Annotated in this window: 18 protein-coding genes; 2 read left to right on the top strand and 16 right to left on the bottom strand. The window is 71.4% G+C overall.

What is annotated here, in order from left to right; translation table 11 throughout:
• Positions 1-278: 278 nt before the first annotated feature.
• From JOE55_RS00955 to JOE55_RS00895, 13 genes are all read right to left on the bottom strand, one after another.
• On the bottom strand, positions 279-1,742 hold the full coding sequence (locus JOE55_RS00955) for a glutamate synthase subunit beta (RefSeq protein ID WP_006213211.1): 1,464 nt from the start codon (positions 1,740-1,742) through the stop codon (positions 279-281).
• On the bottom strand, positions 1,735-6,441 hold the full coding sequence (gene gltB, locus JOE55_RS00950; RefSeq protein WP_204781732.1) for a glutamate synthase large subunit: 4,707 nt from the start codon (positions 6,439-6,441) through the stop codon (positions 1,735-1,737). The genes JOE55_RS00955 and gltB overlap by 8 nt, the downstream gene beginning before the upstream one ends.
• A 191-nt stretch (positions 6,442-6,632) precedes the next feature.
• Positions 6,633-7,781 carry a prolipoprotein diacylglyceryl transferase gene (lgt, locus tag JOE55_RS00945; RefSeq protein WP_204781731.1) on the bottom strand — a complete coding sequence of 383 codons (1,149 nt, stop codon included), beginning with the start codon at positions 7,779-7,781 and terminating at the stop codon, positions 6,633-6,635.
• Positions 7,782-7,861: 80 nt separating this feature from the next.
• A complete protein-coding gene (gene trpA / locus JOE55_RS00940) occupies positions 7,862-8,680 on the bottom strand; it encodes a tryptophan synthase subunit alpha (RefSeq protein WP_376121250.1) in 819 nt (272 codons plus the stop codon).
• Between the two features lie 110 nt (positions 8,681-8,790).
• A complete protein-coding gene (trpB, locus tag JOE55_RS00935) occupies positions 8,791-10,923 on the bottom strand; it encodes a tryptophan synthase subunit beta (RefSeq protein WP_204781730.1) in 2,133 nt (710 codons plus the stop codon).
• Positions 10,924-11,070: 147 nt separating this feature from the next.
• A complete protein-coding gene (locus JOE55_RS00930) occupies positions 11,071-11,406 on the bottom strand; it encodes an HGxxPAAW family protein (RefSeq protein ID WP_024290474.1) in 336 nt (111 codons plus the stop codon).
• A 131-nt stretch (positions 11,407-11,537) separates the two neighbouring features.
• Positions 11,538-12,134, bottom strand: coding sequence for a Trp biosynthesis-associated membrane protein (locus JOE55_RS00925; protein ID WP_024290475.1), 597 nt, complete (start codon positions 12,132-12,134; stop codon positions 11,538-11,540).
• Positions 12,131-13,738 carry an anthranilate synthase component I gene (locus JOE55_RS00920; RefSeq protein ID WP_204783155.1) on the bottom strand — a complete coding sequence of 536 codons (1,608 nt, stop codon included), beginning with the start codon at positions 13,736-13,738 and terminating at the stop codon, positions 12,131-12,133. Before JOE55_RS00920 ends, JOE55_RS00925 begins: the two co-directional genes overlap by 4 nt.
• A gap of 105 nt (positions 13,739-13,843) precedes the next feature.
• Positions 13,844-14,236, bottom strand: coding sequence for a phosphoribosyl-AMP cyclohydrolase (gene hisI, locus JOE55_RS00915; protein WP_053447356.1), 393 nt, complete (start codon positions 14,234-14,236; stop codon positions 13,844-13,846).
• A 71-nt stretch (positions 14,237-14,307) separates the two neighbouring features.
• Complete coding sequence (gene hisF, locus JOE55_RS00910) at positions 14,308-15,072, bottom strand: imidazole glycerol phosphate synthase subunit HisF (RefSeq protein WP_024290477.1); 765 nt, start codon at positions 15,070-15,072, stop codon at positions 14,308-14,310.
• A gap of 86 nt (positions 15,073-15,158) precedes the next feature.
• Positions 15,159-16,004: an ATP phosphoribosyltransferase gene (gene hisG, locus JOE55_RS00905; RefSeq protein WP_006213221.1), complete on the bottom strand. Its 846-nt coding sequence runs from the start codon at positions 16,002-16,004 to the stop codon at positions 15,159-15,161.
• 83 nt (positions 16,005-16,087) lie between these two features.
• The gene (locus tag JOE55_RS00900; protein WP_006213222.1) at positions 16,088-16,351 is read right to left on the bottom strand and encodes a phosphoribosyl-ATP diphosphatase; all 264 of its coding nucleotides are present in this window, start codon (positions 16,349-16,351) and stop codon (positions 16,088-16,090) included.
• Positions 16,352-16,447: 96 nt separating this feature from the next.
• A complete protein-coding gene (locus tag JOE55_RS00895) occupies positions 16,448-18,499 on the bottom strand; it encodes an FAD/NAD(P)-binding protein (protein WP_204781729.1) in 2,052 nt (683 codons plus the stop codon).
• A 185-nt stretch (positions 18,500-18,684) separates the two neighbouring features.
• Here JOE55_RS00895 and JOE55_RS00890 point away from each other — a divergent pair, with 185 nt between their 5' ends.
• The gene (locus tag JOE55_RS00890) at positions 18,685-20,100 is read left to right on the top strand and encodes an NtaA/DmoA family FMN-dependent monooxygenase (RefSeq protein ID WP_006213224.1); all 1,416 of its coding nucleotides are present in this window, start codon (positions 18,685-18,687) and stop codon (positions 20,098-20,100) included.
• A 4-nt stretch (positions 20,101-20,104) separates the two neighbouring features.
• The gene (locus JOE55_RS00885; protein ID WP_006213225.1) at positions 20,105-21,160 is read left to right on the top strand and encodes an LLM class flavin-dependent oxidoreductase; all 1,056 of its coding nucleotides are present in this window, start codon (positions 20,105-20,107) and stop codon (positions 21,158-21,160) included.
• Between the two features lie 6 nt (positions 21,161-21,166).
• On the opposite strand, the gene JOE55_RS00880 is transcribed toward JOE55_RS00885, so the two are convergent.
• Genes JOE55_RS00880 through JOE55_RS00870 form a run of 3 tightly spaced genes read right to left on the bottom strand, consistent with a single transcriptional unit; the run spans position 21,167 to position 23,966 of the window.
• The gene (locus JOE55_RS00880; RefSeq protein ID WP_006213226.1) at positions 21,167-22,147 is read right to left on the bottom strand and encodes a transporter substrate-binding domain-containing protein; all 981 of its coding nucleotides are present in this window, start codon (positions 22,145-22,147) and stop codon (positions 21,167-21,169) included.
• Between the two features lie 26 nt (positions 22,148-22,173).
• Positions 22,174-22,974, bottom strand: coding sequence for an amino acid ABC transporter ATP-binding protein (locus tag JOE55_RS00875; RefSeq protein WP_275580792.1), 801 nt, complete (start codon positions 22,972-22,974; stop codon positions 22,174-22,176).
• Positions 22,975-22,994: 20 nt separating this feature from the next.
• Entirely contained in the window at positions 22,995-23,966 is a 972-nt protein-coding gene (locus tag JOE55_RS00870; RefSeq protein ID WP_006213228.1) for an amino acid ABC transporter permease, read from the bottom strand.
• Between the last annotated feature and the right edge of the window lie 86 nt (positions 23,967-24,052).

Below are 24,052 nucleotides of genomic sequence, written 5' to 3'. Positions count from 1 at the left end.
CGAAGCTGCGAGGGAGGAATCCTGCGCGGCAGCTCTGCCGGGGTCATGCTGCGGGCCTCGAAAGGACCCGCTCTTCTCCCCACCATACTCGCCCTGCAGGCGATCGGTCGGAGATGGGCGAAGTCGGATGCGCGCTGAGGGCGAACAGCGAGATGCTCGTCACACCTGGTGACGGAGACGATCCGCCGCAGCCACGAGCGGGCCGCGACCCCCGGACCAGGGGTGCGCGGCCCGTGCGCCCGCGGGCTCACGGAGGTGCCTGCGCAGGGCCGGAACCCTCAGCGCAGGTCGATGGCCCGCGTGCTGGGCCGCACCGGCGCGGGCAGGCGCGTGCTGCCGGTGAGGTGCTTCTCGACCTCGGCGGCGCAGGCACGCCCCTCGGCGATGGCCCAGACCACCAGCGACGCACCGCGGCCCGAGTCCCCGCAGGCGAAGACGCCGCGCACCGAAGTCATGTAGTGGTCATCGCGGGCGACCGTGCCGCGGGGCTCGCAGCTGACCTGCAGCTGCGAGACCAGCTCATCCGACTCGTTGCCCGTGAACCCCAGCGCCAGCAGCACCAGATCCGCGGGGATCTCGCGCTCGGTGCCGGCCTTGGGCCCGCGGCTGCCGTCCGGAAGGTACTCGGTCTCGGCCAGGCGCAGGGCGCGCACCCGGCCGTCCTCACCGGCGATCAGCTCGACGGTCGAGGACAGGTACACGCGGTCCACGCCCTCCTCGTGCGACGAGGAGACGTCGAGCACCTTGGGCGCCATGGGCCACGGCTCGGAGTCCGGACGCTGGGCGGGCGGCTCGAAGCCGATCGCGATGTTCGTCACCGAGGCGGCGCCCTGACGGTTGGCGGTGCCGATGCAGTCGGAGCCGGTGTCTCCGCCGCCCAGCACCACCACGTGCTTGCCATCGGCCCGGATCTGATCCGCGACCTCGTCGCCGGCGACGACGCGGTTGGACTGGGTGAGGTACTCCATCGCCTGGTGCACCCCGTCCAGCTCGCGGCCCGGCACCGGCAGCTCGCGGGGCTTCAAGGCTCCGGTGGCCACGATGACGGCGTCGTAGCGGCGGCGCAGCTGGTCCCAGGTGATGTCCCGGCCGATCTCCACGCCGGTGCGGAAGCGGGTGCCCTCCTGGCGCATGACCTCCAGGCGGCGCTCCAGCACCTCCTTCTCGAGCTTGAAGTCGGGGATGCCGTAGCGCAGCAGCCCCCCGATGCGGTCGTCGCGCTCGAAGACCGCCACCGTGAACCCGGCCTGCGTGAGCTGCTGGGCCGCGGCCAGACCGGACGGGCCCGAGCCCACGACGGCCACGGTCTGCCCGACCAGGCGATCCGGGATGAACGGCTCGAGCAGGCCGTCGTCGAGCGCCTTCTCGCCGATCTCGTACTCGACCTGCTTGATCGTCACCGCGGGCTGGTTGATGCCCAGCACGCACGCCGACTCGCACGGGGCCGGGCACACGCGCCCCGTCAGCTCCGGGAAGTTGTTGGTCGCGTGCATGCGGGCCACGGCCTCGCGGTCGCGTCCGCGCCACATGAGGTCGTTCCACTCCGGGATGAGATTGCCCAGAGGGCAGCCCTGGTGGCAGAACGGGATGCCGCAGTCCATGCAGCGACCCGCCTGCTGATGGATCACGGACGGATCCTGCCGGGTCTGGACCTCGGCGAAGTCCATGATGCGCACCGGCACCGGCCGCTTGGGCCGGTCCACGCGCTCGGTCGTCTTGAGGAATCCACGGGGATCAGCCACGGGTCGTCGCCTCCAGGATCTGGTTCCAGGCCTCGGTCCCGTCCGGGTCCAGGCCGTCGCGCTCGGCATCGGCACGGATGCCGAGCACGGTCGAGTAGTCGCGCGGGAGCACCTTGGTCAGGCGCGCGCAGGTGGTCTCGAGGTCGTCGAGCAGGCGCTGGGCCAGCTGCGATCCGGTCTCCTCGGCATGGCGGCGCAGGAGTCCCTGCACCGTGGCGCGGTCGTCGTCGTCGAGCTCGAGCAGCTGCAGCTCGCCGCTGGTGCGCGACTGGAGGTTCACCGCCGCCTCGCTCAGGTCCAGGACGTAGGCGACGCCGCCGGACATCCCGGCCCCGAAGTTGCGGCCGGTGCGCCCGATGATCAGCGCGGTGCCGCCGGTCATGTACTCGCAGCCGTGATCGCCGATGCCCTCGGCCACCGCGGTCGCTCCGGAGTTGCGCACCAGGAAGCGCTCCCCCACCTGGCCGCGCAGCAGGATCTCGCCGCTCGTGGCGCCGTAGCCGATCACGTTGCCGGCCACCACGTTGTCCTCGGCGGTGAAGGACGCATCCCGAGCGGGGCGGATGATGATCCGACCGCCGGAGAGGCCCTTGCCGGCGTAGTCGTTCGCATCGCCCTCCAGCCGCAGGGTGATGCCCTGGGGCAGGAAGGCCCCCAGCGACTGCCCGGCCTGCCCGAGGAGGGTGATGTCGATCGTGTCGTGGCCGAGCTCGTCGGTCTGGAAGGTGCGGGTCACCTCATGCCCGAGCATGGTGCCCACCGACCGATCGGTGTTCACGATCTCGTGCTGCAGCCGCACCGGCTCCCGGTCCCTCAGCGCCGGCTGGGACTCGCGGATCAGGGCGACGTCGAAGTGCTGATCGAGCTCGTGGTCCTGGCCTCTACGGCACCGGACCTCCTTGCTCTCGTGCTCGAGCACCGAGGAGTGCAGCACCGGGGTCAGGTCCAGTCCCTCTGCCTTCCAGTGCCGGATCGCCCGGTCCGTGCGCAGGATCTCGGCGTGGCCGATGGCCTCGTCGAGGCTGCGGAAGCCCAGCTGGGCCAGCAGCTCGCGGACCTCCTCGGCCAGGAACGTGAAGAAGTTCACCACGTGCTCGGCCCTGCCCGTGAACCGCTCCCGCAGCAGCGGGTTCTGGGTGGCCACGCCCACCGGGCAGGTGTCCAGGTGGCACTTGCGCATCATGATGCAGCCCTCGACCACCAGCGGCGCGGTCGCGAAGCCGTACTCCTCCGCGCCCAGCAGCGCCGCGATCACGACGTCGCGCCCGGTCTTCATCTGCCCGTCCGCCTGCACGACCACCCGGTCGCGCAGCCCGTTGAGCATCAGGGTCTGCTGGGTCTCGGCCAGCCCGATCTCCCAGGGCAGCCCGGCGTGCTTGAGCGAGTTCAGCGGGGCAGCGCCCGTGCCGCCGTCGTGGCCGGAGACCAGCACGACGTCCGCGCGGGCCTTGGTCACGCCCGAGGCCACGGTGCCGATGCCGAGCTCCGAGACCAGCTTGACGTGCACCCGCGCCGAGGGGTTGGAGCGCTTGAGGTCGTAGATCAGCTGCGCCAGGTCCTCGATCGAGTAGATGTCGTGGTGCGGCGGCGGCGAGATCAGCGACACGCCCGGGGTCGAGTGACGGGTCCGGGCGACCCACGGGTAGACCTTCTGGGCCATGAGCTGGCCGCCCTCGCCGGGCTTGGCGCCCTGGGCCATCTTGATCTGCAGATCCTCGGCGTTCGTCAGGTACAGGCTCGTGACCCCGAAGCGCCCGGAGGCGATCTGCTTGATCTTGGACCGTCGCTGCGGATCCATGAGCCGCTCGACGTCCTCGCCGCCCTCGCCCGTGTTCGACTTGGCGCCGATCCGGTTCATGGCGATCGCCAGGGTCTCGTGGGCCTCCATGGAGATCGATCCGTAGGACATGGCCCCGGTCGAGAACCGCTTGAAGATCTCCTCGACCGGCTCGACCTCCTCGAGCGGGACCGGGGTGCGGTCCGAGTCGAAGGACAGCAGGCCGCGGATGGTCTTGAGCTGCTCCGACTGCTCATCCACCAGCCGGGTGTAGGAGCGAAAGATGTCGTAGCTGCCGGTGCGGGTCGAGTGCTGCAGCCGGAAGACGACCTCCGGGCTGAACAGGTGCGGGGCGCCGTCGCGGCGCCAGTCGTACTCGCCGCCGGTGTCCAGCCCGATGTGCGGCTCCACCACGCCGTCCTCGGGGTAGGCCCGACGATGCCGCGCATGCGTCTCCTCGGCGATGACGTCCAGGCCCACGCCGTCGAGCTGCGAGACGGTTCCGGTGAAGAAGTCCTCGATCAGCTCCTTCGACAGGCCCAGCGCCTCGAAGGTCTGGGCCCCGCAGTAGGACGAGACGGTCGAGATGCCCATCTTGGACATGATCTTCTGCACGCCCTTGCCGAGCGCCTTGATGAGGTGGGCGACCGCCTGCTCCTCCGTGACCCCGGCGATCTGCCCGGCGCGCACGAGGTCCTCCGCGGACTCCATGGCCAGGTAGGGGTTCACGCCCGAGGCGCCGTAGCCCAGCAGCAGGGCCACGTGGTGGACCTCGCGGACATCGCCGGCCTCGACCACGAGCGAGCACTTGGTGCGGGTGGCCGAGCGCAGCAGGTGGTGGTGGATCGCGCTGGTGAGCAGCAGCGAGGGGATCGGCGCCCACGAGCCGTTCGAGTCGCGGTCTGAGATCACGACGTACTGCACGCCGCGGTTGACCGCGGCCGAGACCTTCTCGCAGATCTCCGCGATGCGCGCCCGCAGCCCCGCTCCCCCACCCTCGGGGCGATAGAGGCCGCGCACCTTGAGGGCGATCGGCATCTCGTCCTCGTCGCTGAGGTGCAGGACCTGATCGAGCTCGTCGTTGTTGATGACGGGGAACTCGAGGATCACCTGGTGCGTGCGGACGCGCTTGGTGGTCAGCAGATTGCCCATGGGCCCCAGCGCGCACCGCATGGAGGTCACGAGCTCCTCGCGGATCGAGTCCAGCGGCGGATTCGTCACCTGGGCGAAGGACTGCACGAAGTAGTCGAAGAGCAGGCGCGGGCGCTCGGCCAGCACGGCCACCGGGGTGTCGGTGCCCATGGCGTAGATGGGCTCGGCGCCCTTCTCGGCCATGGGGCCGATGATCTTGGCGAGCTCCTCGTGGGTGTAGCCGAAGGTCTTCTGCCGCAGCTCGATCGACGAGCGCGGGTGGCGCATGTGCTCGCGCTCGGGCAGATCCGCGAAGCGGACGGTGTTGCCCTCGGACCACTCCTGCCACGGCTGCAGGTCAGCGATCTCCTGCTTGAGCTCGGCGTCCTCCACGATCCGGCCCTCGACCGTGTCCACCAGGAACATGGTGCCGGGGGCCACGCGGCCCTTGCGCACGATCGTGCGGTCCGACAGGTCGACCACGCCGACCTCGGAGGCGAAGACGACCAGGCCGTCCTCGGTCTCCCAGAAGCGCCCGGGCCGCAGCCCGTTGCGGTCCAGCACCGAGCCCACGCGGCGGCCGTCGGTGAAGGCCACGGCGGCGGGGCCGTCCCACGGCTCCATGAGCGTGGAGTGGTACTCGTAGAACGAGCGCCGGTCGACGTCCATGGTCTCGTGGTTCTCCCAGGCCTCCGGGATCATCATCATCATGGCCTGCACGAGCGGACGGCCGGAGAGCATCAGCAGCTCAGCCACCTCGTCGAGGGACTGCGAGTCGGAGGCGCCCTCGGAGCAGATCGGGAACAGCTCCTCCGGATTGCGGCCCAGCAGCGGCGACTTCAGCTGCGACTGGCGCGCGCGCATCCAGTTCCGGTTGCCCTTGACGGTGTTGATCTCGCCGTTGTGGGCCAGGATGCGCATGGGCTGAGCCAGCGGCCACGACGGGAACGTGTTGGTCGAGAAGCGGGAGTGCACCACCGCCAGCCGCGTGCCGAAGCGCTCGTCCGACAGATCCGGGTAGAACGGCTCGAGCTGGGCCGTGGTGAGCATGCCCTTGTAGACGATGGTCGAGGTGGAGAACGACGAGCAGTAGATGCCCAGTCGGTTCTGGGAGCGCTTGCGCAGCCGGAAGGCCTTCTGATCGAGCTGCAGTCGGGCGGCGGAGCCGTCGAGGTCCTGGACCGGGATGTGGCCGGTGAAGGCCTCCTGCGCGTCACGACGCTCCTGGACGAAGGGCTGGACGAAGTACGGCATGACCGAGCGCGCCGCGCTGCCGATCGCGGAGTCGTCGACGGGGACCTCGCGCCAGCCGAGGACCTCGAGGCCCTCTTCCTGGGCGATCTCCTCCATCTGGGCGCGGATCTGCGCCTCGTCGCGACCGCCGGTGGGGAGGAAGACCGAGCCCACGGCGTAGGCGCCCGGAGCGGGCAGCTCGAAGTCGAGGACCTCGCGGAAGAAGGCGTCGGGGATCTGCAGGAGGATGCCCGCCCCGTCGCCGGAGCCGGAGTCGCCGCCCACGGCGCCTCGGTGCTCCAGGGCCCGCAGAGCGATCAGCGCCTTGTCCACGATCTCGTGGCGGGGCTGCCCGTCGAGAGTCGCGATCACGGCCAGGCCGCAGGCGTCCTTCTCCTGATCCGGTCGGTAGAGGCCCTGCTGCTCGGGGGCGGTGGAGAACTCGGTGAACGGCGAGCGGACGGACCCGTCCGAGGACTCGGTCGGGGCGGCCTCAGGGACCTGGTCCTCGCTCTGCGGGGCCGGGTGCGCCCGGGGACCGGGATCGGACTGCGACATGGAATTCTCCTCACCTGATGGCTGCGGCTCGGCACCGCCCGACGGTGCCTGCCTCAGCCGATGGGACCGAGCGGCGTCAGCGGAGCGCATGCTGATGCGGCGATGAGGATACTGCCGGGGTGTTTCCTGGCTGTTTCATGCCGCGTCACAGGGCGGCCGCCCCGGCCGATGCGGAGGCGATCCGGTGCGTCTCAGCCGCGCACCGGCTGGCGCGACGGATCGGCTGCGCGCGTCTCGACGAAGGCCTGCAGCCGCACGTCACCGCAGGGGTCGGCCTGCTCGCCGAGCTCGGCGCTGTCGGGCTCGGGCTCGGCAGCCGCCGCGGTGCGGTCTGCGCGGTCGAGATCGGGCAGCCGGTTGATCCGGGCACCGCGCCAGGGCTCGGAGGCGGTTTCGGCCCCTAGGGCAGCGGCGGCGTCGGACTGCCGAGCCGCAGCGACGGCCCGGTGGCTGCCGCTGCCGTTCGCGGCGCGGGTCGAGGCAGGGTGCTCAGCGACCGAGCCCAGGACGGCGGCCTTGCGGCGGGAGAGCCACGCGTAGAGCAGCAGGCCGACGACGATCAGCGCCGCAGCGGTGAACACGTGGATGCGCACGCCCAGGAACATGGCGGAGGGGTCGATGCGCAGGAAGATCTCGATCAGCATGCGACCGGTCCCGTACCAGATCAGGTAGAGCGCCATCGAGCGGCCGCCGTCGACCCGGTGCGCCGTGCGGCGGCTGCGCCCGAGCCAGATGATCAGCGCCGCCCCCAGCAGGTTCCACAGCGACTCGTAGAGAAACGTGGGGTGGAACAGCGTGCCCGCCGGAAGCCCGTCCGGGAAGTTGGGGGACGTGGGGGCGATCTCGAGGCCCCAGGGAAGCGTGGTGGCGCGGCCGAAGAGCTCCTGGTTGAACCAGTTGCCCCAGCGGCCCAGGGCCTGGGCCACCAGCAGGGCCGGAGCCACGCAGTCCGCGAACAGGGCGTAGGAGGTCCCGCGGACCCGGCACATGATCCACACGGCCAGGGCGCCGAAGGCCACGCCGCCCATGATCCCCAGCCCGCCCTTCCACAGCTGCGGGATCTCCATCAGCCCCTCCGCGGAGCCGAAGTAGTAACCGGGGTCGGTGATGACCACGTGGTAGAGCCGGGCGCCGATGATGCCCAGCGGGATGGCCAGCAGCGCCGCATCCATGACGAAGTCGCCGTCCTGACCGCGGGCGTCCATGCGCCGGGTCGTGATCGCGATGGCCGCGGCCATCCCGAGCAGGATGCATAGAGCGTAGGCGTGGACCTCGAACGGCCCCAGCGAGAACCCGCTCCAGCCGGGCGAGGGGATCGACAGCGTCGGCGAGACGAGCATGAGTGCCTTCCTGGTTCCGGTGCGCCCGGGCGGGGTGGGAGGGGAGCCGGTGCGGGCGCAGCGTCCGCACCGGCTGCGGGTCAGCTGCGGCCGGCGAGCTCGGCGGCCAGGCGGCCGACGGCCTCGGGTCCGCCGTCGCGCAGGGCCTTTACGAGCGCGGTGCCCACGATCGCGCCGTCGGCGTAGGCGCCGATCTCCTCGACGTGCTCGCGGCGCGACACGCCCAGACCGACGCACACGTTCTGCGCACCGGCGGCGCGGGCTCGCCGGACGACGTCCTGGGCGGCGTCGGAGACGGAGTCCCGCGCACCGGTGACGCCCATGACCGACACGGCGTACACGAAGCCCGACGACGCCCGCGCCGTCATCTCCATGCGCTCCCGAGTGCTGGACGGGGCGACCAGGAAGATCCGGTCCAGGCCGTGGGCGGAGGAGGCCTCGAACCACTCCTGGGCCTCGTCCGGAATCAGGTCAGGGGTCACGATCCCCGACCCACCCGCTGCCGCCAGGTCTGCGGCGAAGCGGTCCACGCCGTGCTGCATGACCAGGTTCCAATAGGTCATCAGGACGGCCACGGCGTCCGTTCGCTCGGTGATCGCCCGGACCACGCGGAAGGCGTCATCCGTGCTCACGCCCTGGGCGAGGGCCTGCGTGGTGGCTGCCTGGATGACCTCGCCATCCATGACGGGATCGGAGTACGGCAGACCGACCTCGATGACATCGGCCCCGCCGAGCCCGAGTGCGACGGCGGCCTCGATGGACTCCTCGACGCTCGGATAGCCGGCGGGCAGGTAGCCGATCAGCGCGGGTCGGCCCTGCGCGCGGCACTGCTCGATGCGCGCGGCCAGCCGGGAGTCGGGGTCCTGGGCCAGGCCCGCGGGGATGATCCGATCGATCAGGGATCCCGGCCCGGACAGGCACTCGGCCTGCACGGCCGCCTGCGGCGCACCGGTCTGCTCGGTCGCTGAGGCCTCTGAGGGGTCCTGGGACCCGGCACTGGTGGTCTGGTTCACAGCTGCTCCCCCGTCTCGGCGATCTTCTCTTCCCTGGAGCCGCCCGGCAGCATGTCGAACCACTCGGCGGCCGTGGCCACGTCCTTGTCGCCGCGGCCCGACAGGGACACGACGACGATCTTCTGCGCTGCGGCCTCCTCGCCGAGCTGCTCGCGCCAGGTCTGGCCGAGCCGCACGGCGCCTGCCAGGGCGTGCGAGGACTCGATCGCAGGGATGATGCCCTCGGTGCGGCACAGGGCGCGGAAGGCGTCCATGGCCTGGTCATCGGTGATCGCCGTGTAGACGGCGCGTCCGCTGGCGGCGAGGTAGGCGTGCTCGGGACCCACTGCCGGGTAGTCCAGGCCGGCGGAGATCGAGTGCGACTCGATCGTCTGCCCGTCCTCGTCCTGCATCAGGAACGTCTTGGCCCCGTGCAGCACGCCGGGGCGCCCCAGCGTGATGGTCGCGGCGTGGCGAGGGGTGTCTACCCCGTCGCCGCCCGCCTCGAAGCCGTGCAGCTCGACGTCGGCGTCGTCGAGGAACGCGTGGAAGATGCCGATCGCATTCGATCCGCCGCCCACGCAGGCCGCCACGGCATCCGGCAGCCGACCGGTCTGCGACAGGATCTGGGCGCGGGCCTCGTCGCCGATCTGCTGGTGGAACCAGCGGACCATGGCCGGGAAGGGATGCGGCCCGGCGGCGGTGCCCAGCAGGTAGTGGGTCGTGTCCACGGAGGCCACCCAGTCGCGCAGCGCCTCGTTGATGGCGTCCTTGAGCGTCTGCGAGCCGTGCTCCACGGCCACGACCTCGGCGCCCAGCAGATTCATGCGCGCGACGTTCAGCGCCTGGCGCCGGGTGTCCTCCGCGCCCATGTAGACCACGCACTCCATGCCTAGCAGCGCGGCGGCGGTGGCCGTGGCCACGCCGTGCTGCCCGGCCCCGGTCTCCGCGATCAGGCGGGTCTTGCCCATCCGCTGGGCCAGCAGGGCCTGGCCCAGGACGTTGTTGATCTTGTGCGAGCCGGTGTGGTTGAGGTCCTCGCGCTTGAGGAACACGCGGCAGCCCGCGTGGGCGCCGAAGCGCTCGGCCTCCGTCAGCAGCGACGGCCTGTTCGCGTAGTCGCGCGACAGCCGCTGGAACTCCTCCAGGAACTCCGGATCGGCCTTGGCCTTCTCGAAGGTGTCGGTGACCTGGTCCAGGGCGGCGATCAGCGACTCGGGCATCCAGCGCCCGCCGAAGTCGCCGAAGTACGGGCCCTGGGCGTTCGAGTAGCGCCGCTGCCCGTCGCGGGCCTCCTGCTCCCCCCGGTGCGCGGCGCGGATGGACTCGCCGAGGGTGCGGAACTGGGCGACGGTGCCCACGGGGTCGCCCGCCCGGACCAGCGCCTCGCCGGTGAGCACGGCATGAGCGCCCTGACGCGCGTAGTCCTCGATCTGCTCGGGGCCGCTGACACCGGACTCCGCCACCAGGACGGCGTCTGCGGGAAGGTGCTCGGCCAGGTGCCCGAAGCGGTCGGTGTCGACGTCGAGGGTATTCAGATCACGGGTGTTCACGCCCACGATCTTGGCGCCCACCACCGCGGCACGGCGGATCTCCTCCTCCGTATGCGTCTCCACGAGCGCCTGCATCCCGAGGTCCTCGGTGACCTTCAGCAGATGGGCCAGCGCGTCGTCGTCGAGGGCCGCGACGATCAGCAGGATGAGATCGGCCCCGTGGGCACGGGCCTCGAGGATCTGGTACTCGTCGACCGTGAAGTCCTTGCGCAGGATCGGCACGTCCACGGCAGCGCGCACCGCGTCCAGGTCGGCCAGCGAGCCGCCGAAGCGGCGCTGCTCGGTGAGCACGGAGATCACGGCCGCTCCCCCGCGCTCGTACGCGGCGGCCAGAGCGGCGGGGTCCTCGATCGGCGCCAGGGCGCCCTTCGAGGGCGACGAGCGCTTGACCTCGGCGATGATCTCGAGCGTGTCCTCGTGGGATCCGCGCAGTGCCGCGATCGCGTCGCGGGGCGCCGGCGCCTGCGCTGCGGTGCGTCGGATCTCCTCGAGCGGAACGGCGGCGCGCCGAGCCTCCAGATCCTCGCGGACCCCCTCGATGATGGAGTCGAGGACCGTTCCGGTGGCCCTCACGCTTCCCTCGGGATGCTCGGTCATGCGGTGACGTGTCCTCTCCTGGAAGATTGCGATGGTCGCGGCATGCACCAACCCGCAGGCCGGCGGCGCCGGTGCGGGTCGGGCAGAGCGCGGAGACGATGCGGTCTGCGGCTCAGGGGCGTGTCAGCCGCCCTGATGAGGAGGGGCTCAGTGCTTGAGCTCGCCGCGCTCGTGCTTGCGGACCTCGCCCTCATAACCCATGCCCATGCCCTTGAGGACGGCGCCCACGATCAGGCCGAGGACGATGACGCCCACGCCGACCCACATCAGGACGCTGCCGAGCTCCTGGACCAGGCCGATGAGCCCCAGGACGACGCCCACGGCCATGATGGCGATGCAGGTCCAGGCGGCGACGGTGTTGCCGTGCCCGACGTACCCGGTGTGATCCAGGACGATGACATCGGGGCCGTGGGCCTCGCGCTCGGCCTCGAGGCGGGATGCGGCCTCCGACGCAGTGCTGGAGCTGGTGGTCGCGTGCGACATGAGTTCAGGTCTCCCTGTGGTGCTCGGGGTCGGGGTCCGCTGAGGGACTCCGACCATTGGTGGCGGTACTCGTCCTTATTGTGCCACTCACCGCGCCTGTGACGGTGACCGACAGGTGCGGTGACGGCTGCTTAGGAGCCGGTGGGGTCCCGTCCCTCGGTGAGGGCGTCCCAGGAGTCGATGTCATCGCGGCGCTCGGACTCGCGATCGTCGTCGCCCGCGGCACGACGCTGGGCGGTGCCGCGCTCGAAGCGCGAGGCCGTCGGCCTGGCCCAGGTCCTGGACGAGATGAGCGCCCAGACGCCGCCGAGGATCACGAGCACGGAGGCCGCGGCGCACAGCCAGGGGCCGACGGTGAGCTCGTGCTCGGCTCCCGTGCCGACCACGCCGGTCATCTCCCCGACGACGCCCTCGGAGACCCCGACGGGGTCGGCGATGGCGCCGATCACGGCGATCAGGGAGCCCAGTCCGGCACCGGCGATCACCAGGGACACCACGGGTCGCAGTCGCGGACCGGCGATGCTCAGTGCCACCGCGCCGGCCATGGCGACCAATCCGAGGGCCGAGACGGCCGGTGCGGCATCGCTGCCGCGCACGTCCACGTCGATCTGCGAGACCGCCGTGGCCACGCTGGCGTGCACCCAGCTCATGGCGGAGGCGCCGAACAGCGCCGCACCCAGCACAAGGCACAGCAGGACGACGATGGGCTTGCGCTTCAGGGCCGTCATCGGGCGGCTCCCTCGGTTGCGTCGACCTGCTGCCGGGCATCGGCGCTCAGGCGGCGAGGGCGGCGCACGGACTGGGCGGCGAGGGCCGCTCGCAGCGGCGCGGCGGCCTTGTTCAGCGATTCCAGCGCCTCCGTCTCCGGCACCGAGTCGGCGACGATGCCGCCTCCGGCCTGGACGTACGCGCGTCCGTCGACCAGCAGCGCCGAGCGGATCGCGATGGCCACGTCCATGGAGCCCGCGAAATCCATGTAGCCGACCACTCCGCCGTAGACGGCGCGGCGACGGGGCTCGTACTCGTCCAGCAGCTTCAGCGCCCGGGGCTTGGGCGCCCCGGAGAGCGTTCCAGCGGGGAAGGCTGCGGCTAGCACGTCGTACGCGCTCACGTCCGGGCGCATGCGCCCGACCACGTTGGAACACAGGTGCATGATGTGGCTGAAGCGCTCGATCGCCATGAACTCGGTGACCTCCACGGAGCCCGGCTCGCAGACCTTCGAGAGGTCGTTGCGGGAGAGGTCCACGAGCATGAGGTGCTCGGCGCGCTCCTTCTCATCGGCCAGCAGCTCCTGCCCCAGCGCCTGGTCCTGCTCCGCGGTGGCACCGCGAGGACGGGAGCCGGCAATCGGGTGCGTGACGACCTGCCCGTCCGAGACGTTCACGAGCGCCTCGGGCGATGACCCGACCACGTGGAAGGGCCTGCCCTCGGCATCCTCGAAGGCGTACAGGTACATGTAGGGGCTCGGGTTGATCGATCGCAGCATGCGATAGACCTCGAGCGGGTCGGCCGTGCACTCGGTCTCGAAGCGCCGTGAGATCACGACCTGGAAGATCTCGCCGTCGACGATGGCCTGCTTGGCCTCCTCGATCGCGCTGAGGAAGTCCTCGCGCGGCCACGACTGCTGCACCGCCTCCTCGATCCGGTCCCGGTCGATCACGTCCTCGGCGATCGAGACCGGGGCCTGGGACGACGGCCGGTCCAGCTTCTCGAGCATCCCGTCGAGGCGCTCGACGGCATCCAGCCAGGCCTCGTCCACGCGCTCGTCCGTGCCGTCGGCGTTGTACGCGTTGGCCACGAGCGTCACGGAGCCGTCCGTGTTGTCGTGCACGGCCATCTCCGAGACCAGGTTCATGGCCAGTTCGGGGATGCGCAGGTCGTCCAGCGGCGGATCGGGCAGCCGCTCCCAGCGGCGCACGACCTCCCAGCCGAGGAAGCCGACCATGCCCGAGGACAGCGGAGGGGCGTCGTCGAAGCGCTCGGTGGCCAGCACCGCCAGGGTCTCGCGCAGAGCCTCGACCGGGCTGCCCTCCGTGGGCAGCCCGACGGGGACGTCGCCGACCCAGTGCGCCTGGCCGTCCCGACTGATCAGGGTGGCCCTGGAGCCCGCGCCGATGAACGACCAGCGGGACCAGATCCCCTGAGCGGCGGACTCCATCAGGAAGGTGCCCGACGGCGCCGTGCCGTCCTCGCGCAGCACGAGGCTGCGGTAGATCCCGATCGGGGTCAGCGCATCGGCCATCACGGTGGTGCGCACCGGGATGACGCGGTGGTGCCTGGCCAGCTCGCGGAACTCCTCGAGGCTCGGGGAGACCGTGCCCATCTGGTGCATCATGCGACTTCTTCCTGCCGGGCGATGCCCGGCCGTGATCTGGGGTTGGCGCCGCTCACGTGGGGATCCCGGCGCCTGCGGCGGCGCCCGGGCGCAGCGTGCCGGTCAGCGCTGCCCCTGGACGGCCTTCAGCTGCCGGTCCTCGAAGCAGGTGCGGGTGCCCGTGTGGCAGGCCGCCCCCACCTGCTCGACCTCGACCAGCAGGGCATCGCCGTCGCAGTCCAGGCTGACGCGGCGCACGAGCTGGATGTGTCCGGAGGTGTCGCCCTTGCGCCACAGCTCCCGGCGGGACCGGGACCAGAACGTCACGCGACCGGTGGTGAGGGTGCGGTGCACAGCCTCCTCGTCCATCCAGCCGAGCATGAGCACCTCTCGGGTGTCGTGCTGCTGGATGATCGCGGCCACGAGGCCGTCCGCATCGCGCTTCAGGCGCGCGGCGATCGCGGGGTCCAGCTCGGGCGAGGACGGGCGGGCTGAGGGGCTGGGCTGTTCGGACATCACCGGACACTATAGGCCCGCGCTCGGACGCCTCGGCCGCGCAGCTCGGCTCAGCGCTCGCAGCGATCCGCTCAGCGGACCTCGTGGCCCTCGGCGCGCAGCGCCGCCTTGACCTCGGCGATGGCGTCGACCGGCCCGAAGTGGAAGATCGAGGCTGCCAGCACGGCATCGGCGCCGGCGGCCACGGCGGGCGGGAAGTCGGCGGGAGCGCCCGCGCCCCCGGAGGCGATCAGGGGCACGCTCACCGCGGAGCGGACCTCGCGGATCATCTCCAGGTCGAAGCCGTCACGGGTGCCGTCGGCGTCCATGGAGTTGAGCAGGATCTCCCCCACGCCGCGGCGCTCGGCCTCCACAGCCCACTGCACGGCGTCGATGCCGGTGAGCTCGCGGCCGCCGTGCGTGGTGACCTCGAAGCCCGAGGGGGTGTTGCCGGTGCGCTTGGCATCGCAGGACAGCACGAGCACCTGATTGCCGAAGCGGCGGGTGATCTCGTCGATGACCTCCGGGCGCTTGATCGCGGCCGTGTTGATCGAGGCCTTGTCCGCCCCGCAGCGCAGCAGGCGGTCGACGTCCTCGGCGGTGCGCACACCGCCGCCGACGGTCAGCGGGATGAAGACCCGATCGGCGGTGCGGGCGACGACGTCGAACGTGGTGGCCCGGTCCGATGACGAGGCGGTGACGTCCAGGAAGGTGAGCTCATCCGCACCGGCGTCGTTGTACCGGGAGGCCAGCTCGACCGGATCGCCTGCATCGCGCAGGTTTTCGAAGTGGACGCCCTTCACGACGCGCCCGGCGTCGACGTCCAGGCAGGGGATGACACGGATGGCCACGCTCATGGCTGCTCCTTGCGGTGCCCGGGCAGGCGGGCTGGTGATTCGGGATCGGTCGGCTCTGAGGATTCCGGGGCCGCAGCCCCGGGGCTTCACAGCCGGGCGGCGTGGATCGGCGAGACCAGGATGGCCCGGGCGCCCACGGCGTAGAGCTCGTCCATGACCTTGTTGGTGTCCGAGCGGCGGACCATGGCGCGCACCGCCATGGCTCCGTGGTGGCCCAGCGGCGAGATCGTGGGACCCTCCATGCCGGGGGTCACGGCCGTGGCGGCCTCAAGAAGGTCCTCCGTGATGTCGTAGTCGATCATCACGTACTGCCGGGCCACGAGCACACCCTGGATGCGCCGGCGCAGGACCTCCAGGCCCTCGGCCTCCGCCTTGGCGGCGTTGCGGATGAGCAGGGCCTCCGAGCGCATGATCGGCTCGCCGAAGATCTCCAGTCCGGCCGCCCGCAGCGTGTTGCCGGTCTCCACGACGTCGGCGATGGCATCTGCGACGCCCAGGCGGATCGAGGACTCGACGGCACCATCCAGGCGCACGACCTCGGCCTGGACTCCCTGCTTCGCCAGGTGGCGGCGCAGAAGGCTGTCGTAGCTCGTGGCCACGCGGCGGCCCTCGAGGTCCTGCAGCGAGGAGAACTGCCCGGCCGGGCCGGCGAAGCGGAAGGTCGAGCGCGCGAAGTCCAGGCCCAGGTCCTCGACGGCGTCGGCCTCTGAGTCCAGCAGCAGGTCGCGGCCGGTGATCCCGACGTCCAGCACTCCTCCCCCGACGTAGACGGCGATATCGCGCGGACGCAGGTAGAAGAACTCGACGTGGTTCTCCGGGTCGACCAGCACGAGCTCTCGGCTGTCGCGGCGCTGGCGGTAGCCCGCCTCGCTCAGCATGGCGGCGGCGGACTCTGACAGGGCGCCCTTGTTGGGCACGGCGACGCGCAGCATGGTCGGTGATAGCTCCTGAGGATTCGTGCGGCGGATTTCGTTCAGGGGTGAGGGCGCCCCGGGGCCTTCCGAGCCGGGCCGGCTCAGAGGTGGTTGTAGACGTCCTCGAGGGAGATGCCCTTGGCCACCATCATCACCTGCAGGTGATACAGCAGCTGGGAGATCTCCTCGGCGGCTTCGTCGTGGGTCTCGTGCTCGCAGGCCATCCAGACCTCGGCGGCCTCCTCGACCACCTTCTTCCCGATGCCGTGGACTCCGCGGTCCAGCTCGGCGACGGTCCCCGAGCCCTCGGGGCGGGTTTCGGCCTTCTCTGTGATCTCTGCGAAGAGCTGCTCGAACGTTTTCACGGGCCTCACCCTATCCTGCGGCGGCGGGGTGCTCCCGCGCGCAGCCCGTCCGCTGTCGGTGCCCGGACGGCGCGAGCCTCCCGGCGCCGCGGCGCCTCAGAACGTGTACGTCGTCGCCTCGATGGCGCGCTGCTGCGCCGCATCCTCCCTGTCCGCGGAGCTGCCCGCCAGGGCCCGCCACAGGCTGCGGGCCAGAGCGTCGCTGCTGCGGAACGGCTCGGAGTTCTGCCGCGGCCGGGCGAAGGCTCCCAGCGTCGGCACGGTCGTGAACACGCCGGCGGCGAACAGGTCCGGATGCGCCCGGCCGTGGCGGTCCACCACTCGGTACTGGGCATCCACCTCCAGCTTGCCGGTGGTGACCATGGTCGACCCGTCGTCCGATGGGAAGGACTGCTCCTCCCCCAGCTCCCCGGCCAGCACGGAGCGCAGGACCGGATTGGCCGTGCCCGCCATCGACGGGCCGGGCAGGCGGGCCTCGACGAAGTGCGGGGCCTTGATCCACGGACCGCCCGCCCGGGAGCGGGCGGCGAACCCTCCGCCGGCCTCGTCGTGCTCGACGATCACGTCCGGACCCAGGAAGCGCACGAACCCCGCCTCGTGCAGGGCCAGCAGCTCCTGGAGACGGTGCGCCGGCGGACCGGAGTCCACAAAGCTGAAGAACCCCGGCCACCAGCGGTTCATCATGCCCAGCCCGGCCTCGGTGAGCCGGTCCTCCGGCACCAGGTCCATCAGGGCCACCCGCAGGTGCAGCAGTGCCAGGAACAGCGCCAGGGTCTGGCTGCGCTGCGGATCGCTGCGCTCGTCCATGTCCCGGCGGATGCTGCGCAGCACCGCCTCCTGCACCTGCTCGGCGTCCTCGAAGGTCAGCCCTTCCAGCGGCCGGTCGATCGCGTGCAGGTCCAGCAGATCGCGCGAGTCCCGGAACGTCTCGTGCAGCAGCCGCGACAGCTCGCTGGGCCCGGCCGCCGCGTACCGCCGGGCGAAGTCCTCCCAGCGCACGCCGTCGCGGACGCGCTCGGGGTGGCCCAGGACGATCTCGCGGTACCAGTGGTGCCCGGCCTCGCGGGTGATCAGGGGCCACAGGTGCTCATCCCAGTCCAGCTGGGAGTTCTCGTCCAGCAGCCTCTCGATGGCGGCTGCGGTGACGAACTGCAGCCCTTCCGGGGCGAAGGGGGCGCGCAGCTTCATGGAGATCTTGGAGTGGAAGGGCACGCCGCGGCGCGAGCCGACCCACAGCAGGGGCTCGCTGCCCGAGGGCTCGTAGACCAGCGCCTCGCCGGATTCGATCCTGGCGGGATCCGCGGAGCCGTCGCGCGTGCGGAAGCGCCCGCCGCGGCCCTCGTAGAGCAGCACCATCAGGTCGATGAAGCCCAGGCCCATGCCGGTGACGACCGCGCGCTGACCGGGCCCGAGCGCGCTCCAGTCGACCTCCTCGGTGTAGGAGGGCCGCGTGTAGCTGCCCCCCGACGCACTGGCGGCGGCGCCGCGGCGGCGCTGCCCGCGGGTGGCCAGGGCATCGGTGTGCCCGAGCAGCAGCACGGCGGCATCGGCGTGCAGGACGGTCCCGTCCTTCAGACGCACGTCGTGGCCGCCGCGGGAGCACTCCGTGATCTCATCGGCCCACGTGGGGTGCACGATCACGTCGTCGATGCCCGGCGAGGCGAGCGCGCGGTCCACCACGCGGCGCCACACCCACTGCAGGTAGCGCTGGTGGACGCGCCGGGTCGGGAAGTCCGCGCCGCGCAGCTGCCGGATGCGGCGCAGGTCGTCCTCGTCGTCGATCTCGGCGTCCTCGATCGAACCGTCGGCCACACCGACCGCCCACTCCTCGAGCGAGGGGCCGTCCCAAGCCGCACCCTCGGCGACCACGGTCTCGTCGGTGAACATCGTCACGTCACGGGCCATCGAGTTGAGCTTGAGCAGCGGTGACTGGTCGTGGCGCCAGATCCGCCCTGAGCCGGCCTCGAAGGGCTCGATCACGTGGACCCGCACGGGCCGGTCCACCGTCCCGGACAGCTGTGCGGCATTGGCGGCCAGACGCTCCAGCACGAGCGTGGCGCGCGGGCCGCCTCCGATCAGCACCAGCTCCCTGGTCCTGCGCGCGCCGCCGGGGCGGCGTCCGGCTGCCGAGCTCGTGTGCTGCGTCATCGTGTGTCCTCCGGGGCTGTCGTCCCCGCGGTCCGGGCTGCGCAGGCCGCTGCCGGCCTGCCGCGCTCCGCGCCGCGTCATCGGAGCCTCGACGCTAGTCCAGCCGGGGCGCCGAGCGCCCGGCCGTATGACGAAATATGAGGTCGGAGGCGCGTGCTGGGACGTCTGGCGAGAGGATGGGGAGCATGAGCACTGCCGAGAACCGCCCACGCCGCCGTGTCCATCTCGCGGCGCACTTCCCGGGCGTGAACAACGAGACCGTGTGGTCGGATCCCGTGCGCTCCGGCTCCAACATCGCCGTCGAGTCCTTCGTGCGCATGGCCCGCGACGCCGAGGAGGGCCTGATGGACTTCCTCTTCCTGGCGGAGGGTCTGCGCCTGCGCGAGCAGGGCGGGCAGATCCACGACCTGGACGTCGTGGGCCGCCCCGACACGCTGACGATGCTCTCGGCCGTGCTGGGGGCCACGGACCACATCGGCGTGGCCGGCACCCTGACGGCCACCTACCACGAGCCGTACGAGCTCGCCCGGCAGCTGGCCACCATGGATCACCTCTCGGGCGGGCGCACGGCCTGGAACGTCGTGACCAGCCCGGACGCCTTCACCGGCGAGAACTTCCGCCGCGGCGGCTACCTCCCGTACGAGCAGCGCTACGAGCGCGCCGTCGACTTCATCCAGGCGGCCCGCACCATGTGGGAGTCCTGGCCGCTCGATCCGGCGCAGGCAGGCCCGGACGCCGGGCGCTTCGTCCACCGCAGCGAGTTCTTCGATCTGGAGGGCCGCTTCGGGGTGCCGCGCAGCCCGCAGGTCCACCCCGTGGTGATGCAGGCCGGCGACTCCCCTTCCGGGCGCGACTTCGCGGCGGGCTCGGCCGATCTGATCTTCACCCGCCACTCCGGCCCGGAGAACGGGCGGGCCTTCCGCGACGACATCCGCTCCCGGCTCACCGCGATCGGCAGGGATCCCGACGAGATCCAGATCTATCCCGGCGTGTCCTTCGTGATCGGGGACACCGAGGAGGACGCGCAGGAGAAGAGCCTGGAGCTCGCCTGGGCGCAGCACTCCGGGGCCACTGCGCTGGCCACCGCCTCGCGGCTGTGGAACATGGACCTCTCCGAGCGCGATCCCGACGATCCGGTCCCGGACTTCGACCCGGTGGTCGACGGCCCCCAGCTCTCCCAGGGCCGGGTGAACCACTACCCCGACCCCGTGGGCACGGCAGAGTCCTGGCGCGAGCTCGGGCGGCGCAACGGCTGGTCGCTGCGCAAGGTCGTCTCCGTCGTGGATTCGCGGCATCACTTCGTGGGCACGCCCCGCTCGATCGCCGAGGCCATGAGCCGGGAGGTCGATCAGGGCGCGGCCGACGGCTTCATCCTGGTGCCGGCCTATGTCCCGGGCGGCTTCCGGGAGGTCGTGGACCGGGTGGTGCCCGAGCTGCAGGAGATGGGCGTCTACCCCGATCACCACGAGCCCGCGACGCTGCGCCAGAGGCTCGGGCTGCCCGAGCACCGCCCCGCCGAGCAGTGGGCAGCGCTGCGGGACGGGCAGGCGGCCGCCGCATCCGACGCCGCAGCAGCGGCCCAGCAGAGCCAGGAGGCCTGAACCCATGACCGAGACGATCCTCTCCGTCGGGCTGGGAACGCTGCCCGACCTCGACGGCCCTCACGACGATCCCGCCGCCCTGCTCACCGGCCGGCTGCATCTGCGCGCCGCCCAGGACCTCGAGGCGCTGGGCGTCACGCAGCTGATGCTCGACGACGTCCTCGACGCCGGCGACGGCACCGACTCCGCCGCGATCCGGCTCTCGGCCCTGGAGCTCGCCGCTTGGCTCGCACCGGCCACGCAGCGGATCGGCCTGGTGCCCACGCTGACCACCACGCACACCGAGCCCTTCCTGCTGGGGACCATGACCGCGACGCTGGACTACGCGAGCCGCGGTCGCGCCGGCGTGCAGCTGGCGCCGTCCCTGCGCGCCTCCGAGGCCGCCGTCGTGGGGCGCCGACCGCTCGCCGAGCCGGCAGAGGCCTGGCGCGAGACCGGCGAGGTCGCGGATCTGCTGCGCCGCCTGTGGGACTCGTGGCAGGACGACGCGATCATCGCGGACACCTCCACCGACCGCTTCATCGATCGCGAGCGGCTGCACTACACGGACTTCGAGGGCACGGACTCCGTCGGGCAGCCCTTCACCGTCAAGGGCCCCTCGATCGTGCCGCGTCCGCCGCAGGGCCATCCGGTGATCGTCGTGCGGCTCGAGGACGGGCACGGCCTGCGCGGTCCCCTCCCGGGCACCGCCTCCGACGTGGCCGTCGCGGCCGCCCAGACGGATGCCGTGATCGTGCCGGCGGCGATCAGCGACGACGAGCTCGCCGTGCTGCGCCGCGGGGCCCCGCATGCGCGCCTTCTGGCAGCACTTCCCCGCGAGGATCTCGCCGGGGCGATCGACGCACTCGTCGAGCGCCTCGCCGCGGCGGGGTCCGACGGTCGGGGCCTCGTCTTCGCCGGCGTGCACCTCGACGCGCGGCCGAACGATGCCGCCGAACTCGCCGAACGGGCGATCTCGGCCCTGTCCCGGGCGGGGCTGAAGCCGGTGGCCAGCGAGACCGGATCGCTGCGGCAGCGCTGGGGACTGCCGGCGGCCGACAACCAGTACGAGGGCGCCTGAGGCGGCTCAGCTCGCGGACAGTGCGTCGCGCATCTGCTGCGCGTCGGTGACGGTCCGGGAGTCGTCGAGCCCCTCATCCTGCAGCCCCCAGCGCTCCAGCGCCGCCTCGTAGCTGCCGTCTCCCATCGCCGAGTCCAGCGCGGCCTCCAGCGCCGGGGCCAGCCCGCTGTCCTTGGCGGTGGGCGCGGCCACGAGCGTGTTGTTCGGCCATCCCGCGCTGATCCGCCCCACGACCTCCGTCTCGGATCCGGAGTCCTCCCGGAACGAGCCGCCGGGATACGGCCCCAGGTGCAGATCCGTCCTTCCGGAGACCAGCGACAGGATGGCGTCGGCGTCGTTGAGGTAGTACGACAGCTCGGCCGGCTCCAGACCCCGCTCCTCGAGCTCGCGGTTCCACTCGAGCAGGATGGCGTCCTGGTTGGTGCCCGGCGAGACGGAGACCTTCAGCCCGGAGATGTCCTCCGGGCCCTCGACGTGGAACTCGCTGCCCTGCCTGGCCTCGAAGCCCATGTACGCGGTGCGGTACGTGGCGAAATCGTAGAGCTCGAGCCGCGGCTCGGTCAGGCCCACGTTGATCATCACGGTCTCGATCTGACCGGTCTCCAGGCGCAGCGGCCAGTTCTCCCAGGTGGTGGCCTCGACCTCGAGCTCCAGGCCGAGCTTGTCCGCCATGAGCTGGGCGAGGTCGACCTCGGAGCCCACTACCGTGGACTGGTCCGTGGCGGCGAAGCCCAGCGGCACCGCCGCCGGGGTGGCCGCCACCGTGAGCTTGCCGTCCGCGGCCACCGACTCCGGCACGAGCGCTGCCGCCTTCGGATCGATGTCCGTGCGCACCCGATCGTCCTGCTCCGGCGAGAAGTCGAAGCGCTGGGCGGCCTCCACGCCGCCGCCGGCCGCTGCGGTGCCGATATCCACGGGATCGGCCGTGCACCCCGGCAGGATGCCCAGGCCGAGCACCGCGGCACCGGCGATCAGTCCGCGCCCCATCCGCCCCGACCTCCCTCCGACCGGGCTCACAGCACGTACTCCGGGTCGAGGTGCCGGCCCAGGAACTCCTGGGTCCGGGCATGCTGCGGGGCGGAGAACAGCTTCTGCGGCGGGCCCTGCTCCACGATCTCCCCGTCGGCCATGAACACCACGTGATCGGCCACCTCCCTGGCGAAGGACATCTCGTGGGTCACCACGATCAGGGTCACGCCCTCATCGGCCAGGCCCCGGATGACCTCAAGGACCTCCTCGACGAGCTCGGGGTCCAGGGCGGAGGTCGGCTCGTCGAAGAGCAGCACCTTGGGGTGCAGCGCCATGGCTCGGGCGATCGCCACCCGCTGCTGCTGCCCGCCCGAGAGCTGGCGGGGATAGGCACCGCCCCGGTCCCCCAGCCCCACGCGATCGAGCAGGGCCTGGGCGGTGCGTCGCGCCTCCGCGCGGGGGCGCCCCTGCGTGTGCACAGGAGCCTCGATGATGTTCTGCTCCACCGTCATATGCGGGAACAGGTTGAACTGCTGGAAGACCATTCCCACCTGAGCGCGGCGGCGCAGGACCTCGCGCTCGGGCAGCTCGCGCAGGGCCTGGCCCTCGGGCTGGTAGCCGATCATCTCGCCGTCGATCGTGACCCGGCCGGCGTCCTGGGCCTCCAGGTGATTGATCGTGCGCAGCAGCGTGGACTTCCCGGACCCCGACGGGCCCATCAGGACCACGACCTGCCCGGGCTCGACGTTCAGGGAGACGCCGTGGAGGATCTCCCGGCCCGCGAACGACTTGCGCACGCCCTCCAGCACGACCCGTCCTCGCGTGGGCACCCGGTCTTCGATCAAGCGGTTCGTCTCCTTCGCGCTCACAGCGAGCTCCCTTCCGTGTGCAGCCGGGTCCTCTTCCGCTCGCGGGCGTCGGCCCGCTCACTCGCCAGCCGTGCGCGCACCCGCTGCCAGGGGGTGGACGGCAAGGTGCGCACCGCACCGCGCGCGACCCGCCGCTCGACGTAGTACTGGACGATGTTCAGCGCAGTGGTGATCACGATGTACCAGATGGTGGCGACCATGAGCATCGGGATGACCTCGTTGGTGCGCGAGTAGATGATCTGCGCCGTGTAGAACAGATCCCCCAGCGCCAGGACGTAGACGATCGAGGTGCCCTTGACCAGGCTGATGATCTCGTTGAAGGCCGGGGGCAGGATCGCGCGCAGGGCCTGCGGCAGCACGATCCCCACGGATCGCCGCCATGCCGGAAGCCCGAGCGCCTTGGCCGCCTCGAGCTGCCCCGCATCCACCGAGAGGATGCCGCCGCGGATGATCTCGGCGGCGTAGGCGGCCTGATGCAGGCTCAGTCCCAGGGCGGCGGCGGCGAACTTCCCGACGAGCTCCGTGGTGCTCGCCTCGAAGAGGACCACGTCGGTGAACGGGATGCCCAGGACGAGCGTCTCGTAGAGATAGCCGATGTTGTACCAGAGCAGCAGCTGCACGAGCAGCGGCACGGATCGGAAGATCCAGATGTAGGTCCAGGCCAGTCCCGCGAGCACCGGCGAGCTCGACATCCGCAGCAGGGCCAGCGCGAAGCCGAGCACGAACCCGGCGACGCCGGCGATGGCCGTCAGTGACAGCGTCAGCCCCAGGCCTCGCATGATCGACTCGGCGGTGAACCACTGCGCCACGACTCCCCACTGCCAGCGGGGGTTGGTGATCAGGGCCCAGACGATGACCAGGATGACGATGACGCCGAGCATCGAGGCGAGGCTGCGCCAGGGGTGGCGAGCCGGCAGCACCCGCACGGGGCTGTCCGGCTCGGGGGTGGAGGGCGAACGGCTGTCCATGGGCTCCGGCCTTCGAGGGGGCGTCGGCGAGTCGAGGAGTCGAGCGATCGCCGCGGACCCGGCTCAGCCTAGGACCGGGATGCAGA

The organism is Kocuria palustris, from assembly GCF_016907795.1.
GTDB lineage: Bacteria > Actinomycetota > Actinomycetes > Actinomycetales > Micrococcaceae > Kocuria > Kocuria palustris.
Note: the sequence above shows the minus strand (reverse complement) of the source record. Positions and strands in the feature narration are given on the sequence as shown.

Bases quoted from the DNA above. Each gene is read 5' to 3' on its own strand.
- gltB (WP_204781732.1), bottom strand. From the start codon at position 6,441: ATGTCGCAGTCCGATCCCGGTCCCCGGGCGCACCCGGCCCCGCAGAGC.
- lgt (WP_204781731.1), bottom strand. From the start codon at position 7,781: ATGCTCGTCTCGCCGACGCTGTCGATCCCCTCGCCCGGCTGGAGCGGG.
- trpB (WP_204781730.1), bottom strand. From the start codon at position 10,923: ATGACCGAGCATCCCGAGGGAAGCGTGAGGGCCACCGGAACGGTCCTC.
- JOE55_RS00930 (WP_024290474.1), bottom strand. From the start codon at position 11,406: ATGTCGCACGCGACCACCAGCTCCAGCACTGCGTCGGAGGCCGCATCC.
- JOE55_RS00925 (WP_024290475.1), bottom strand. From the start codon at position 12,134: ATGACGGCCCTGAAGCGCAAGCCCATCGTCGTCCTGCTGTGCCTTGTG.
- JOE55_RS00920 (WP_204783155.1), bottom strand. From the start codon at position 13,738: ATGCACCAGATGGGCACGGTCTCCCCGAGCCTCGAGGAGTTCCGCGAG.
- hisI (WP_053447356.1), bottom strand. From the start codon at position 14,236: ATGTCCGAACAGCCCAGCCCCTCAGCCCGCCCGTCCTCGCCCGAGCTG.
- hisF (WP_024290477.1), bottom strand. From the start codon at position 15,072: ATGAGCGTGGCCATCCGTGTCATCCCCTGCCTGGACGTCGACGCCGGG.
- hisG (WP_006213221.1), bottom strand. From the start codon at position 16,004: ATGCTGCGCGTCGCCGTGCCCAACAAGGGCGCCCTGTCAGAGTCCGCC.
- JOE55_RS00895 (WP_204781729.1), bottom strand. From the start codon at position 18,499: ATGACGCAGCACACGAGCTCGGCAGCCGGACGCCGCCCCGGCGGCGCG.
- JOE55_RS00890 (WP_006213224.1), top strand. From the start codon at position 18,685: ATGAGCACTGCCGAGAACCGCCCACGCCGCCGTGTCCATCTCGCGGCG.
- JOE55_RS00885 (WP_006213225.1), top strand. From the start codon at position 20,105: ATGACCGAGACGATCCTCTCCGTCGGGCTGGGAACGCTGCCCGACCTC.
- JOE55_RS00880 (WP_006213226.1), bottom strand. From the start codon at position 22,147: ATGGGGCGCGGACTGATCGCCGGTGCCGCGGTGCTCGGCCTGGGCATC.
- JOE55_RS00870 (WP_006213228.1), bottom strand. From the start codon at position 23,966: ATGGACAGCCGTTCGCCCTCCACCCCCGAGCCGGACAGCCCCGTGCGG.